Genomic DNA, 16,860 nt, shown 5'->3' with positions numbered 1-16,860 from the left:
GCGTAGACGAAGGCGCCGAGCGTCGAGAGCGTGTCGAGGCTGACGCGCGCTCCGCCAGCAACGAGCCGGAGCCGGAAGCCGCCGCCCGCGGGGTTCATGTGGCTGTTGCCCGTGAGCGAGACGTCGCCCGTGACGAAGACGTGCGCTTCGCCCGAGAAGAGGACGTGCGCGCGGTTGGAAAGCGCGATCGAGGAGAAGACGTACGTCCCCGCGGGCAGCGTGAGCGGGTCCGGGCCGTCGAGGACGAGCGCGCCGTCCTTCACGGCGTCGCGCCCCGCGGCCGTCTTCGGGATCCGAGCGTTGTCGTTCTTCGCCCGGAACGCGTCGAAGACCGCGAGATCGACGGGCCTGCAGTCGGCGGCGTCGCGGGCGGGCGTCGTGAGGCCCGTGACTTTCGATTCCGGCGGCACGACGGTGCGGCGGCCCGGGCCGGGAATCGCGTCGCCCTGCACGGTCGTGCGGCCGGAGAGGACGACGTCGCCATTCGAACCCACGTGCCCGAGGCCCTGCTTCGCCGTCCACGTCGCCACGCCGTCGGACCCGACCGACGCGTCGGCAAGCGTCACGCCGCTGCATCCGAAGACCGCCCGGCCCGCGAGCGGCACGCCGACCGCGAACGGCGCGTCTGCGGCAGGCGCCGCCGCGGCCCAGAGGAGGGCGGCGGCAAGCGCGGCGGAGCGGGCGGCGAGCTTCACTTCACGAGCCTCGACGAGTCGCGCGAGGCCTCGTCCTCGGCGAACGCGACCATCTCTTCCAGCGGGCTCGCCACGCGGCGGAAGCCGTCGCCGATCGCGAGGAGCTTCTGTGGGAACGCCGGGAGCGGCGTCAGCGCCGTGACGACGTCCTCGACGGTGCCGCCGGCCGCCGCGAGCGGACGCTTCACGCGCACGGGCACGGCGCCGTCGGCGGCGCGGCGCGCGGCGGCGACGAGCTGCGCGGGCGAAACGCCGGACGAGGACGCGGCGCCGAGCGCGTCCTTCTCGAACGCCTCGAGCGCGTCGAGCGCCGCGGGCGACAGGCGGACGGTCCCGTCCACCCAGACGTCGGCCGAGGGCCCGTTCGCGACGGACGCGCGCAGGTGCCGCACGCCGGCACGCGACGCCGGCCCGCCCGGTGCGGCGAGGCGCTCCCGCCCGGAATCCGTGACGTCCTCGACCCGGATGTCCTGCTTGACGGCCGCGTTCGGCACGCGGGCGGAGCCGGTCGACGGCCGCTCGTCGGCCTTCGCGAGGCGGCGCGCGAGATCGCCCATCTGCGAGAAGGACAGCGTCCAGTACGTGGACTTCTCGACGCTGACCTCCGTGACCGTGCGCTTGCCAAAGTCCACGATGACGCGCGAACCGCCCGGGCGGACCGAGACGAGCGTCGAGCCGCCGTAGGTATCGACTACGGCCTGCGCCTGGAAGATGTCGCCGCCGGGATCGGTCTGGACGAGCTGGTGCTCGACGGAGAAAGCCGCCGGGAAGAGAACGCCGACGGGCGCGTCGGCCGCCCGCGCGACGCGCGGCGCCGACGCGCCCAGGAGGAAAGCGACGAGCAACAACTTCTTCATGGCGCGACTCCCGATGCGGCCGGTGGCGCCGTGCCAGGCGGTTCGGGCCGCGGGCCGCGGCCCGAGCACTCGGCGACCGAGGGATTCGGAGAGGGAATCTGAAGATTCTTTGAAAGGAATACAGAGGAGGCGTCGATGCGGACGCTCCGCGCTTCGACGACGTCGCCCGAGACGAGCCTGGCGCCGCGCGTGAGCATCAGCTCGCCGAAGCTCCATACACCTTCTAAGAAATCCCCTCTTCGAACGTCACCCGCTGCTCCGCCCTCGAGGCGCAGCACCGTCCCATCCTCCGAAGCAGAAAGAATCCTGAACCGCCCGACGATGTCGTCACCGCGCCGCACGTCCACCGCGCCGCCGTGCACCGCGGCGCGCGCAACCGGGCCGTCGAGCGCGACGACGAGTCCGTCCGCGCCGTCGACGGCGAGCACGGCGTGCGTGCCGATAGCCGGGAGCTCGAGCGTCCTGCCGCGCGTCTCGCCGTCGGCATCGCGCCACGGCCAGCCGCCGTCCACCGCGAGCCTGCCGTCCTCGAACGAGACGCCCGGCTCGGGCGCGACCGGCGCGGCCAGCGGCAGCCGCGCTCCCGCGGGCAGGACGCCGAGGTCGAGCGCGCGGCGCGAGACGTTGCCCGACGGATCGAACACCTCGACGAGGACGGGCAGCGACCCGCCCGATGCGACGGGCGGCGCGAGCGCGACGACTTCGAACGGCGGCGCCGTCAGCAACGTCCGGCTTTCCCCGAGCGTGATCGCGACGGATGCAATGCCGACATCGTCCCACGCCTCGACCGCCACGCGCAGCGGATCGCCCGAGCGGAAGGACGCCCCGGCCGCCGGCGCGACGGACACGAGCACCGGTGCGCGCTCGTCGGCGACGACGAGAGCGCGCACAGTCGCGGAAACGGTCCGGCCCTCGGCGTCGCGCGCGGTCGCGACGATCTTCAGAGGCCCCGGCCGGGCCGAGCCCGGAATCGCGATGGGATCGCGGCAGTTGCCGTAACCGGCGATGCGCGCGTCGAACGCGCCGGAGATCTCGAGAGAGACGTGGCGGGCGTCCGTGTCGGCGCAGGCGACGAACGAGGAGCCGGGTTTGAGCGGCGCGGCGAAGTCGGTGCAGAGGGAAACGGAACGCACTGCGAGCGGTGCGGCCCCCGACGCAGCCGGAGCGGGCTCGGCGCGCAGGAGCGATCCACCGATGCGAATCGGGTCAACGCTGGTGAGCGTGGCGCCGCTCCAGACCGTCGGCGCCGCATCGAAGCGGTAGACGCCCTGATACGTGTCACCCGGCACGATCGAGATCGTCTCGGCTCCGTTCGGCACGAGGTTGAAGCGCGCGAGAGTGGTCGAGAACACGGGATTGCTCACCCAGATCTCGCCCGCATTCTGCGACCCCGGATCGAAGTTCGGGAAGATGTCCCCTCCGACCATCGGCAGGACCGAAATCCCGTTCACGCTCGGGCACACGCCCAGGGGGCACGTCAGGCGCACGATGTTCGAGACGCCTCCTTTGTACGTCGCGAACACTCGGTCGCTGGCGTGCGGCGTGAACGGAACAAACGTGCTGTTGTTGTCGTACTGCCACTGCCCGCCCGAGTAGCGCGCCCCGAACGTGCGCGAGTCCGCGTTGTAGTTGATGTGACCGACGAGCTCGGGGTGATCCACCACCCGGATGTCCGAGCAGATGAGATAGCCGTCGTAGACGACTCCGTCCTGCAGGGAATTGCCCCAGTCGCCCGGCAGGCTCCTTTCGGCCGCCGAGTTCGTCACGCTCCCGATGCGCCACGTTCCTTTCAGCGCGCCGCCCGAGTCCCTCACCTCCACCCAGTGCCCCGCGAAGTACGTCCCCGGCCACGCCACCTTGTCCATCACGACCGCCGCGCCCGACGTCCCCGCCTGCGCCGTGCCGCCCCCGAACGACGGCAGCACCGTCGCGCGGCCGCTCACCGCCTTGTTGTCGGCCGTCAGGTTCCCGAACGTCGCGCCCGGCCCCTTGACGAACACCGTTCCCGCTCCACCGCTCGCGTTCGCGTTCGGCCCCGCGCCGCCTCGCGCCAGCAGGTTCGTCAGCAGGCTGCCGCTCGCGCTCGCGTACTCGACCGCGATCGCCCCGCCCCCGCCCGCCTCGAACTGCTGCTCGCCGCCCCGCGCCTCGATCGTCCCGGCTCCACCCAGCGCCGTCGCCGTCACCCACACCGAACCGCCGCCGCCGCCGCGGCTCGAAAGCGCTCCGTTCGCCCGGATCGCCCCGTCCACCGTCAGCGTCCCGGCCGTCACGCGCACGATCCCGCCGCCCGCTCCACCGATCACCGCACCCGCGCCCGCTTCCTGCGGCCGGTACACGCTCCCGTACGTCGAGCCGCTCGGGGAGACGTTGTTGTTCCCGCTCGCCCCCATGTGGCTCCCGCCCGCCCAGTCCGCTCCCGACGTCGCGCCCGGGTACGTCGTCGTCGCCCCGTATCCCCGCCCCGACACGTCCACCGAGGCGCCCGCTTCGACGGTCAGCGTTCCCGACGCCTCCAGGGCCAGGCTCTGCGCGTTCGTGCCGGAGGTCGCCGGATGCGTCAGGATCGCTCCCGCCTTCACGCTGACGTTCGTCGCCGCGATCGACGGCACCGAGACATGGCCTGTGACGACGACGTCGGTGCCCGTCACGGGATACGGGATCTCGAGGAACTGTCCCGCACCCGCCGGGCCGGAGAGCGTGACCGGGCCGCCGCTCCCGAGCCGGATCGGGTCCGCGCTCGCGATCGCCTCGCCGTGCGGCGCGCTCACGGAGTCGAAGCGATAAACGCCCTGGTATGTGTCTCCCGGCTGCAGCGAGATCGTCTCGCCTCCGTTCGGCACGAGCGTGAAGCTCGCGAGAGTCGAAGCCAGCACCAGGTCGTGGACCCAGATTTCGCCGGCGTTCTGGCTCCCCGGGTCGAAGTTCGGCGTGATGTCTCCCGCGACGACCTGCAGCACCGGAATTCCGTTCATGCTCGGGCACACGCCCTGCGGGCAGGCCAGGCGCACGATGTTTGACACCCCGCCCTTGTACGTCCCGATCACCCGGTCTCCGGCGTCCGGCGTGAACGTGTTGAAGGTCGAGTTGTTGTCGTGCTGCCACTGCCCGCCCGAGTACCGCGCCCCGAACACGTGGTAGTTCTCCGTGCCGGGGTACACCTTCCCCGCGAGCCCCGTGTGCGAGGCCAGCGGGATGTCCGAGTAGATGAGGTATCCGTCGTAGACGTTTCCATCCTGCAGCGGCAGGCCCGTATTCCCCGGCACCGTCTTCTGGGCCGCCGAGTTCGTCACGCTCCCGATGCGCCACGTCCCCTTCAGCGCGCCGCCCGAGTCCCTCACCTCCACCCAGTGCCCCGCGAAGTACGTCCCCGGCCACGCCACCTTGTCCATCACGATCGCCGCGCCCGACGTCCCCGCCTGCGCCGTGCCGCCTCCGAATGACGGCAGCACCGTCGCGCGGCCGCTCACCGTCCTGTTGTCGATCGTCAGGTCCCCGTACGTCGCGCCCGGTCCCTTGACGAACACCGTTCCCGCTCCCCCGCTCGCAGCCGCGTTTGGCCCGGCCCCGCCTCGCGCCAGCAGGTTCGTCAGCAGGCTGCCGCTCGCGCTCGCGTACTCGACCGCGATCGCCCCGCCCCCGCCCGCCTCGAACTGCTGTTCGCCGCCCCGCGCCTCGATCAAGCCTGCTCCGGCCAACGCCGTCGCCGTCACAAACACCGAACCGCCGCCGCCGCCGCGGCTCGAAAGCGCTCCGTTCGCCCGGATCGCCCCGTCCACCGTCAGCGTCCCGGCCGTCACGCGCACGCTCCCGCCGCCCGCTCCGCCCACCACCGCTCCGCCCCCGGCCTCCTGCGGCCGGTACACGCTCCCGTAGGAAGTCCCGCTTGGCGAAGCGTTGTTGTTCCCGCTCGCCCCGATGTGGCTCCCGCCCGCCCAGTCCGCTCCCGACGTCGCGCCCGGGTACGTCGTCGTCGCCCCGTATCCCCGCCCCGACACGTCCACCGAGGCGCCGCATTCCACGTACATCGGTCCATTGACGGTCAGGCTCGTCGCGTGCTCGCCGCCCGGCCCGGTCGCGGCCGTGTGCGTGATCGTCGCGCCGCGCAGGACAATGAGGCCCGCGAACGTCTTCGGCGCGTCGACGACGACCGTGCCCGAGCGCAGCACCGCGACGTCCGTCGCGGTCGCGCTCGCGAAGTCCACCGCCGGAACCACGTGGACGTCGACGAAGACCTCGGTGAAGTGGTTCGCCGGGTTCCAGGCGCGGGCGCGGTAGCGGACGACCGTGTCGCTCGCGACGGTCGGCGTCGTGACGGCCGCGGACGTGCCCGTGTACGACACGGGCGCGCCGGTCGCGGTGGAGGTCGAGAAGGGTGTCACGTCGCCCGGCCGGAAGAACTCGATCTTCGTCACGCCGCCGGCGTCGGTCGCGGTCGCGGAGAGCAGCAGGCCGGCATAGGCCGACGGCAGGAACGCCCCGGCGGTCGGACACGTGAACGAGACCGCCGGGAACGTCCCGCCGCCCGCGGGCACGACGCTCAGCGTCCTCGAAGCCGTGGACCGGTTTCCGGCGAGGTCGAGCGCCTCGACGTCGAGGGTGTAGGGCGTCGAGCCCGAGACGTTCGGCGCCGTCCACGCGAGAACGGCCGGAGAGGCGCCGAAAGGCGTCGTCACGCCGTCGATCGTCAGGCGAATCGTGGCCACTGCAACGTTGTCGGCCGCGGTGACCGTGAACGTGACGACGTCGCCGGTCGTGTAGACGTCGCCCGCCTTGACCGGTGAGAACAGGACGGGAGCGATCGAAGGCGGCGCCGTGTCCGCGAGGATCGTCCACGTGACGGGCGACGCCGACGTCTTGTGCCCGAACGTGTCGTAGGCGTCGACCTGCAGCGTCACGGTCTGGCCGGCCGTGAGCGTCGTCGGCAGCCGAGTGCTGAACGCCTGCGCCGAGGAGAGCCCGGTCACGGGGCGCGAGTCGCTCGCCGTGACGGCCCCGGAGAGCGTGAAGACGACGGAGACGAGCCCGACGTCGTCCGTCGCGTTGGCCGTCGCGGCGAGCACCGCTCCTGGCAGGACGGACGGGCCCGGCGTCACGCCCGTCAGGTTGAGCACCGGCGGCGCGTCGGGCAGGACCGTCCACGACTTCGTAACGGACTGCGTGCGTCCCACGCGATCGCTGACCTGCAGCGAGTACGTGACGGGCCCTGCCGGCTGGCTCGCCGGCACCTGCACCGAAATCGCCCCGCTCGAGACCGTCGCGGGCTCGTCGGCGAAAACGGTCGTCACGGCGCCCGACGGAGAGAACGTCGCGACACGCGCGAACAGGCCGATGGGATCCGAGAGCGTGTACGAGATCGAGAGCTGCTGGCCTGTCGTCACGTTGCCGCCGTCCGGACTCGCCGTCAGCGCGATCGACGGGACGTCCGTGGCGAGGAGCAAGCGGGAGTCGAGATCCAGCGAGACCTTCGACCGGTCGTTCACGACGCCGGGATCCGGGCCGACGGTGAGATCGCCCGCGAAGACGAGGCGCGCGGCGCCGTGGCCCTCGACAGAGCCGAAGCGCTGCGCGCCGGAGAAGGGCGTCGGCCACGCGGGCTTGCCCGATGCGTTTGTCACGATCAGCTTGCCCGGCGACTTCGGCGCGCCGAGCGCGTCGAGCTCTTCGAGGTAGACCGTGCCCGCGCCGCCGATCTGCTGCGCGTTCGCGTCGGGGGGAAGGCTGTTGAACCCGCCCGGCGCGCTGACGGAGATCGGCAGGCTCGCGGCCGGTGGATCAGCGAACGACAGCGCGATGCGTCCGCCGCCGCCGCCGCCTGCGTAGGAGCCATTCGTCCCGCGCCCGCCGGCCGCCGAGACACGGCCCGCTCCCTCGATCCGGCCCGCGACGACGCGGATGGCGCCAGCGGCGCCGCCGGCGCCGATCAGGCTGCCGCCCAGGCCGGTCCCCGGGCCGTTGCCGCCGTCGGCGACGAGATCGCCAGCGAGATGAAGCGTCGCGCCGGGCGCGAGCAGCCGCACGACGCCGCCGCCGGTTCCGCCCGCGGCGGTGACGCCGAACGGGCCCGTCGCGTTTCCGGCGCCGCCTCCTGGCAGGGACGGGTCCTTCACCGCGTCGTACACGGAGCCGGGCGCCGTCAGGTCGGTCCGCGTCCAGCCGAGCGGCGAGCCGGGCCCGCCGGAGCCGCCGTGCGAGCCGCCCGCGTTCTGCTGCGAGCCGGTCTGCCCCGGCAAGATCATCGACTGGGTCGTCGTGGAGCCGAGGAGGCCCTTCGCGGACATGTCCACGCGCGCGCCGTGGCCGAGGCCGAACGTGTCCGTGACGGCGAGCTCGAGCGGGTTGAAGAGGACCGACGACGCGTACGAGGTGATCTCGGGCGCCGTGAGGACGCTGGGCGACGGCGTGAACGTGGCGCCGGCCGCGACGCCACCGGCGTAAACGTACATCGACGCGAGCGAGCGCACCGCGGGAGCGGTCTGCGGGTACAGGCTCAGGATCGTCCCGTCGAGGAGGAAGACCGGCCCCGCCGCGTCGCCACCCGCGCCGATCAGCGTGTCGGCCGGAAGCACGGCGACCTCCGCGGCCTCGTAGACCTTGCGCGGCGCCACCGCCCTGAGGTGCGCGTCGGCGGTCGTCACGTTCGCGCCCGCGTCCACGACGCGCACCTGGAACGGCAGCTGCGTCCCCGCGGCGACGCCGTTCGGCACACGCCAGAGCGCCTCCCAGATTCCGTTCCCGAGGCCGTCCACGAGTCCCGCGACCGGAGTCCCGTCCACGAACGCTGGCGCAAGCGTTCCCGCGGCGTCGGCCGGGCCCTTGAACTGGACGCTCGCGATCGTGCCGGGCACGTCCGCGTTGCTGACGCGGTCGAGATCCGAGACCTTGACGCGCAGGAGCAGCGCGGTGCCCTGCGCCGACACCGTGGACGTGTACGCAGCGGGCCAGGCACCGCCCTCCCACGGCGTCAGCCACGTGGCGGCGGGCGCGTACGGGTCGGGCGTTGGCGAGACGTTGAACGTCAGCGGCGACGTGCCCGTGTTGCCGCCCCAGTCCGTGGCGGACGCCGTCGCGTTGACCGCGAGCCCGCCCGGAGGCACCGTCGCGGGAACCGTCAGTTCCGCCGTGCGATACAGGTTCGTCGTGCCCCCGACCAGCGTCGCGGCCTGCGGCGACGTGAAGACGCCGGAGAGCGCGATCGACGTCGTGCGCACGGCGGTCTCGGCGTCGCGCGCGCGGAACTCGAGGACGAGCTTCTGCCCGATGAAGAACTGCGAAGCCGGGGACGCCGAGCCGGAGAGCCGCGCGACGAAAGAATCGACGGCCGGCGGGTTCGGGTCGTGCGCGACCGCGAAGCGCGCGGACTCGGCGGTAGCGAAGGAGCCGAGCGCGTCCGTCGCTCTTACGCGGAAGAAGAGCGACGTTCCCTCGGCCATGGCGAGCGGGACGGCCGCCGCGAAGACGGGCGGTGGCAGCGCGCCCCATCCGGCCCCCGGCTTCGTGAGCACCTGCGACGGCAGGCTCGCGACGAGGTCGGCCGGGTCGTTCGGGCTGCCCGCGTTGTTCTTCCGGAGCTCGGCCGTGAGCGTGATCGCGCTACCGTCCGGATCCGCGACGCCCGCGACCGTCGCCGCGAGCGCCGAGCCCGCGTAGAACGTCCCCGCGACGGGCGCCGTCGCCGCCGCCGCGACGGACGCGACCACGGGCGGCGCATTCGGGAGGACCGTCATCGCGAGCTTCACGACGTTGCTCGCGTTCGTGGACGTGTCGGTCGCCTTCACCCAGACCGGGAAGAGGCGCGGGTCGATGCCGTTCCCGACGTAGGCCGCGACGAACGTCCACCCGAACGGCGAGGTCCGCGCCGTGAACGCGGGCGTCGAGGCCGGCGTCGACGGGTCGCCCGACGAGGCGAGGAAGTACTCGACGCGGTCGACGTCGCCTTGCGGCAGGTCGTCGAGGCTCGTGAGCACCGGCGCGAGCGTGTACGGCGATCCGCCGACGAGCTGGCCCGTCGGCGCCCCCGCCGGGAACGCGACGTCGACGTGCGGCGGGTTGAGGTCGTAGACGCGGAAGTCCCTCTCGTAGTCCGCCATCGCGTTGCCCGTGGCGTCCTTCAGGCGGGAGAGATGGATGCGGCGCTTCAGGCTGTCGTTCTGGTACGTGACGCCCGTGGGCGGCACGACGACGAGCGAGTACCCGCCGCGCGACAGGAACATCGTGATCGGCACCGGCTGCCAGGTCGCGTTCCCGTTCTGCTGCCAGAAGAGCTGCGCGGCGGGCGTCGGCCCGGAGCCGTCCAGCTCCTGCGGCGTGGCGGTGACGACCTCGCTGAAGTCGAAGCGGATCGGCGCGACGGGGTCGACCGGGCGGTCGAGCACGGGTACGGTCCCCACGACGAGCGGCCCCACGGTGTCGGACGTCGTGAAGTTGGAGCCGACGTCGCCCAGGTCCGTGAGCGGGCGGCCCGCGCGGTCGCGCACGCCGGAGGGTCCTCCGGCGATCGTGATGCTGTAGACCGCCGTGTTGTCGTAGAGGCCGGCCGGCGTGAAGCGGACGACCTGCTGGCCCGCGAGATTCGTCGAGGCCGTCCACGCTCCCGCGGGCGAGAGCCCGCTCGCGGCGCGGAGCGTGAAGTACGGCGACGTGGGCCCGCCCGACGGCAGCACCGAAGCGAGGAGCGGCTCGGAGAACGTGATCTCGACAGGGGCGTTGCGGGAGACGCCGACGCTGCCCGGCGGCGGGACGATCGAGACGATCGTCGGCCGCGAGGCGTCGAGCACGAGCGGCGGCAGCGCGTTGTCGTTTCCGTTCGGGCCGGAAAGGGTCCCGCCGCCGTTCGCGAGCGAGACCACGAGCGCGTCGCTCGCGCTGATCGTGTACGCGCCCGTGCGCAGGCCCGCGAAGCGATACGTGCCGTCGGCCCCCGTCGTCACGATCTGGAGCGTGCCGCCCGAGTCGCGGATCTGGACGATCGCGCCGCTCTCCGGCGTGAGCGTGGCGACATCGCCGTTCCAGACGTCGCCCGCCGGCGGGTGATACACGACGCCGTGGGCGAGGACGGCGGCGGCGAGCGTGATCCCGAGGTTCAGCGTCTGGTCGTCGAACTGCAGCGCCCCGGCCGCGGTGCCGCCGAAGCCCGTGGCCAAAACGCGCGCGGCCGCATAGACGTCGCCGGACAGGACTGCATCGAACGTGGCGACACCTGCCGCGTCCGTCGCGGCCTCGTAATGGCCGCCCGCCGAGTCCAGCGTGACGTTCGCCTGCGCGGGCTGGCTCGCCGCGTCGCGGACGGTGACGACGACGCGGCCCTTCGCGCGGAGGACGAGCCGGTACGGGTCGGAGGTCGTGCCGCTGCCCGCGAACGCGCCCGTGCCCGAGATCTTCCCGGTTCTCAGCTTGCCGCTCGACTCCTGCGCCGAGACCGCGAGGCTCTGTGCCGTCAGGACGTTCTGGAAGCGATAGAGATGCCCCGGATACGGCGCGAAGGGAGTGCCCGTCGTGAAGGAGTAGACGCAACCCGGCGGGCAGCCCGCCGACTGCGTGAGCGTGAGCGCGAAGATGCCGTTCGCGGGGTTGACCTCGGAGATTCCGGCCGTGAGGTTCTCGAAGAGCCGGACGAACCGGTCGAGGGCGGGCTCGAGGACGAGGTCGATCGAGACGACCGGTGCGGTTGGCGTGGTCGAGAGCGAGGCCGCGGCGCGGCGCGGGGAAGTCGTGACGCCCGCCGCGAGCGTGTACGAGCCCGGCGGCATGCCGTCGAAGAGGAATCGCCCGAGCGTGCCGGGTTCGGACGAAGTCGTCGCGAGCGCGCTGATCGAAGTCCCCCACAGCTGGCCGTTCGCGCGGCCCGTGAGCTGGATCGTTCCTCCGCCGACCGCCGCCGTCTTCGCGGCGTCGTCCCAGAGCGTTCCGCCGACCTGTCCGCGTGTGTCGAGGACCACGATCGCGTCCACGCGGTCGCCCGCGTTCTGAAGCCTGAGGCCGCTCGTGAGGCCGGCGCGCCCGGTCGGGGCGTGGAACGCGTGGACCGAGTACGTGTCGAGCGGCAGCGCGTCGAACGAGGCCTGGCCGTTGACGTCGGCCACCGTCACGTCGCCGTTCGAGAGCGTGAGGACCGCGTCCGCCACGGGCGCGCCCGAATCGGGATCGCGCACCGTGACCCCGATCGACCCGACCGACGTCGTCATCACGATGTCGGACAGCGTGACCACCTGGAAGTCGGCCTTGATCTCTCCGCGCACGCTCCCCTGCCGCGTGACCTGGTTGCGGTCGCGGGCGACGACCGTGACGCCTCCCGCGAAGACGTGCGAGACCTCGTACGCCCCCTGCGCGTCCGCGGAGAAGAACCCCGTGCCCGCGGGCAGCCGGCGGTTCGGGAAGCCGGACTCCTGCACGCAGAACTGCGCGAACGCGAGCGGCGCCGGGACGCCGCCCGCGACGTCCACGACGCGCCCGCGCACGGTCCCTTGCGCCTTCATGACCACCGTGAGATCCAGTTCCTGTCCCGGCCCGGTGATGACGCCGTCCGCCCGGCCGACGCGGTCCACGCTGCCCACGAGCGCGGCCGCGGTGACCGACACGGCGCCCCGCGGCACGAGCTCGTAGCGGAACGCGCCCTGGCCGTCCGTCCGCTGGACCTGCGGGAGGAGGCCGCTCGCGGTGAACGACACGTCCGCGTTCGGAACGGGCGTGACGCCGTCCACGCCGACGACGTGTCCCGTCACGGTGGACGCCGTGTCGAAGACGACGTCGAGGTTGATCACCTGCCCGGGATAGTCGATCGAGCGGCTGAAGGACCTGTTGCCGTTCAGCGGGTTGATGGCCGTCAGCGAGAACGCGCCGACCGGGAGGACGAGCGTGAGACGGCCGTCCGGATCCGTCGTCGTCTGGATCGGGTTGCCGGTGAGGGGCCCGATCGACGCGTTTGAATAGACCGTCGGCCGGTACGTGATCGGCGAGAGGACGCCCTGCGACGCCGAGGTGCGCGTCCGGACGTTCACGACGCCCGAGCCCGCCATGCGGATCGTCACGAACGGCCTGTGGCCGCCGAAGACGATCGACGCGGTTGCCTGCCCGAAGAAACCCACTTTCCCCGCCACGAGACCGTCGCCGACGTGCGCGACCACGAGCCAGTCGTTCCCGACGGCGATGTCGTCGAAAGAGAAGCGGCCGTCGCCGCGCGCGAGGGTCGTGATGTCCGTCCCGAGCTCGACCGCGGCGCCGCCGTAGGGCCGGCCGAGCGGGTCGACGACGACGCCGTCGATCCCGCCGGACATGCTCTTCAGGAGGATGTCGGCCGCGAGCACCGGCGTTCCGTCTCCCGTGTCGAGCACCGGCGCGAGCGCCGTCTGCCCCTGCAGGCCGCGCACGTTGTCGAACGCGGTCACGGCGTACGCGGCCTCGCCGACGCCCTGCACCGGCACGCCGTCGATCCGGTACGTCCCCGTCGCGTCCGTGTACGCGAAGCTGCCGGGACCGGCGATGAAGGCGACCGCTCCCTTGACCGGAAGGTTCGTGTTCGAGGGCCCGTCGTGGAAGAGGACGCGGCCGACGACGCTGCGCGGCGCGGCGTCGGAGAGCGTGAGCGTCGCCGAGACGGTCGCGTCGGCCGCGAGCGTGAGGTCCGTGAGCGCGGGCGTGCGCGAGACGCTGAAGTCCGCGGCCTGCAGCGTGACCTTTCCGGCCGGCACGCCCGTGAACGTCGCGTTGCCTAGGTTGTCGGCGATCTTCGACTCGATGAAGGTGCCGTTCGAGTAGACGGCGACCGTCGCGCCCGGCGACGGAACGGGCGGCGGCCGCGGGCTGCCGCTCCTGAGGCGCATCACCTTCGCGGACACCGTGCCGGTCTTCGGAGGCCCGGTCCGCCCGAGCTGGAGCGTCACGTTCACGACGTCGCCGGGCCTTTGGATTCCGACCGTCTGGTAGACGCGGTTGCCCGCGACGTCGCGGCCCGAGAGCGTGATCGGGCCGACCGGCAGCCCGCCGAACGTGAACGAGCCGTCCGCCGCGGGCTGAACCGTGCGCTGCTCGGGGAAGAGCGTGCTCGCGGCCGCGACGGTCCCGTCCGTCACGGGCGAGCCGTCGTCCGCGTGGACGAGCCGCCCCTTGACCGTGCCGCGCCCGAGGAGCGCGATGTTGACCCTGAGAAGACGGTTCTGGAGGCGGACGATCGTCGAGACCTCCGCGCGTTCCTCGGGCTGGAGGACCGGATCGGCGCCCGCCGGGACGATCGCGCGGAGCGTGAAGCCGGACTGGACGGATTCGGAGAGCAGGTTCGGCGGGTGCCCGATCGAATGTCCCGGCGGCGGCGGCTCCTCGACGAAGTCGAAGTAGAACGCGCCGTCCGCCCCGGCGACCGCCTCGGCCACGACGTCGAGATACAGCTGCTCGCCCTCGGGCGTGCTCGGATTGACGACCTTTCGGTAACGCAGGAGCTGGACCTTCGAGCCCGCGGCCGGCGTGCCGTCGCCGCGCAGAACCTTCCCCTCGACGAGCCCTCCGGTCCGGTTCGGATCGGCGACGATCGCCGGCACCTGCGGATCGAGCGGCGTCCCGCGCACGTCGCGGATCGCGTTCGTGACGAGGAGGTGCTCGTGGCGGATCACGGGCACGCTCTCGAAGATCCCGTTCAGCGCGCTGATCGGGCTCTGGTAGCGCACGTTCACGACGCGCTCGCTGTTGGGCTGCCAGTACGCCGCGGCGCCGGCCTTCGTCGCCACGCGGTCCACCGTGACGGCGGGCGACGCCGTGTCCTGCCCGTGGAACGTGGAGCGGACGGCGTAGCTCGAGGGCGCCTCGGCGGACGCCTTGTCGGGCGGGCGGTTGAAGAGGTACGAGATCCCGAGGCCGTACCGGTCGAGCTCGGGATCCTGCACGGCGCCGATCAGCCGGAAGGGCGGGAGCGAGAGATTCGTGACGGACGGCGCCGGCGCGCCGGGGACCGGCGCTCCCGTGCCCGGGTAGACGAGCGTGAACGTCAGCGCCGCGTCGCCCGCCGCCTTGACCGCCCGAACTTCCCAGACCTCGCTCGCGCCCATCGTCAGGAATCCGAAGTCGACCTTGCGGAATCCCGAGAGGTCGTCGGACGGGACGACGAGGACGAGGCGGCCCGAGGCGCCCGTCGGCGCCGCGTGCAGGTCGACGCGATACGAAGCCGCGGCGTCGAGCCGGCCCGCGAGGGCGAACGGCATCTTCGTGCCGCCGGGCACGTCGTGGATCGCGTAGATCTCGCCGTAGGGAAGGCTCCGGAGGCGCGACGGATCCTCGCTCGTGTACGCGAGGTACGCCGTGCCGGCCGCCGAGGACTGGCGCACTTCGAGCGTCGGCGCGGGCTGCGAGCCGTTCGGCACGAGCGCGGCCGCCATCCACGGGCGGCCGTAGCCCGCCGTCGCGGCGAAGTGGTCGACGAAGTCGGCCGCCGTGAGGTTGCGGCCCTGCTGCTCGAGCCGGAAGAGGTCGCCGAGCGCGGTCGAGGCCTGCGCGCCGCGGTCGAGCGCGCGGCGCAGGCCGTCGTACTCCGGAAGGTCGTGGCGGTTTCCGAGCTGGTCGAGCGCGAGGGCCTCGAGCGATTCGAGGAGCCTATCCTGAAGGTAGAGCCGCTGCCCGGCCTCGCCGAGATCGATCGCGCGGCGCTCGACGTCGCCCTTGAGCGGATGCGGCAGGCCGGCCGGCGTCGCGCCGGCCGGCGCGGTCGCGAGGCTGTACGCGAGGCCGAGGAGGCGCACGTCGGCGTCCACGAGGCTCTTCGGCAGGAGGTTCGTGAAACGCGGCAGGATGAGCGCCGCCGGCGACAGCGGGATCCCCGCTTCACCCACCCCCGCGCGCAGGCGGATGACTCCCGTGGCGCCGCCGGTCGCCTGGAAGGTCGTCGCGACGCACGTCCCCGTCACGTCCGCGACGAGGCGGTACTCGAGAGTCTCCGACGCGCCCGGCGCGAGCGTCGGGATGGTCTTCGCGAACGACTCCTGCGCGTCGAACTTGTGCGCGCCCGAGATGTTCTCCGTCGCGAGATCCAGCGTGACGAGGTTCTGCGCCGCGCGCGAGAGGTTCGTCACCGTGACGTAGAGCGAGTAGGGCTCGCCCGTTCGGACGACGTCGGGATGGTTGAACGCGAGCTGGAAGCGCGCGTCCACGACCTCCACCGCCGCCTGCACGACGCCGCCGGTCGCGAGGACCGGCCGCCCCGGGCGCGCGAGGTCCGCCTCGATCTCCATGCGCAGCACGTGCGTGCCCGGCAGCAGGCCCTCGACGGTCCAGCTCGCCGTCCCCTGCTCGCCGGGTCCCATCGCCGCCTGTCCGTTCGCGTTCAGAACCGGAAGCTTCTGCCCGACCGCCACCGGCGGCGCCGTGGATGCGAGGCGCAGGACCTCGCCCGACGGGAGCTTCATGGCGCCCGTCACGTTCTGCAGGGTCGCGCCCGAGCCGCCGGGCGCGCCGTTCGCGACGATGAGCTTCGCGTCGAAGAACTGATTCAGGAACGAGACGCTGCCGGGCAGGACGATCGCGCCGTAGAGCGGGTACTCGGGATTGGTGACCTCGTCGTCCCCGCCGCCGGGTTTCGGGACGCGGGGACCGGTCGCGTTGAGCTGGAACGGGACGATGTTCGGCGGCTGCCAGCGCCTGACGGCGTTCGCGACGGCTGGCGGCAGTCCGTCGAGCTTCACCGTGGGCCCCGAGAGCATCTGCGTCGTGCCGTTGCCGTTGTAGAGAACCGGCAGGTCGATGATTACGGTGGTCCCGGAGAAGACGAACCCCACCGCAAACTTGAACGCGTTGAAGTTCTGCTGCGTGATCGTGATGCCGCGGGCCTGGAGGTCGGCGAGCGTCATTCGGGTGACGGTCGCCGACGCGAGGAGAATCTGCGTGACGTGGACCGTCGCGAGGGACGGCTCGGCGTTCGCGAGGACGCGGCCCGTTGCCGTCTCGACGAGCCGGATGTTCGACAGCAGGTAGTCGCCCTCGCGCTGGAAGCCCGGGAGGAAGAACGTCCCGCCCGGCGCCGTCTCGTACGGGATCGCCTGCGGCAGTTCCGGTCCGGAGAGGTCGCCGACGACCTTGAGACCCGGAACCGAGCCGGCGGCCGCCGTGCCGCACGCCGCGCCTGTGCCGTAGCACGTGCGCACGCGCGCGGCCTCGCCGACGTTGACCCACTGCTCGACGTCGGTCGTCAGCGCGTCGGCGTAGAGCGTGAGCCGCGCGCCGGAGATCTGGAGCTGGGCGGTTCCGAGCGGGCTGCCGGGTTGCGCGACGACTGGCGCCGCACCTCCGACGCACAGAAGAAGGGCTCCGACGACTGTGCGAACAACTCTCAA

General features: G+C 72.4%; 3 protein-coding genes (1 of these 3 only partly in view). All 3 read right to left on the bottom strand.

Features of this window, described 5'->3' with window-relative positions:
• Tightly spaced (each overlapping or abutting the next), the 3 genes in view from IPL89_16830 to IPL89_16820 form a layout consistent with a single transcriptional unit that may run on beyond the window.
• On the bottom strand, positions 1 to 695 hold the beginning of the coding sequence (locus IPL89_16830; protein MBK9064831.1) for an Ig-like domain-containing protein. Its footprint begins 17,467 nt before the window's first position; 695 of the gene's 18,162 nt are visible here — the first part of the coding sequence; the start codon lies at positions 693 to 695; its stop codon lies off the left edge, out of view.
• The gene (locus IPL89_16825; protein ID MBK9064830.1) at positions 692 to 1,552 is read right to left on the bottom strand and encodes a hypothetical protein; all 861 of its coding nucleotides are present in this window, start codon (positions 1,550 to 1,552) and stop codon (positions 692 to 694) included. Before IPL89_16825 ends, IPL89_16830 begins: the two co-directional genes overlap by 4 nt.
• Positions 1,549 to 16,860: an Ig-like domain-containing protein gene (locus tag IPL89_16820; GenBank protein MBK9064829.1), complete on the bottom strand. Its 15,312-nt coding sequence runs from the start codon at positions 16,858 to 16,860 to the stop codon at positions 1,549 to 1,551. The genes IPL89_16825 and IPL89_16820 overlap by 4 nt, the downstream gene beginning before the upstream one ends.

Source organism: Acidobacteriota bacterium, from assembly GCA_016716715.1.
Lineage (GTDB): Bacteria > Acidobacteriota > Thermoanaerobaculia > UBA5066 > UBA5066 > Fen-183.
This window is presented reverse-complemented; position numbering and strand designations above follow the sequence as displayed.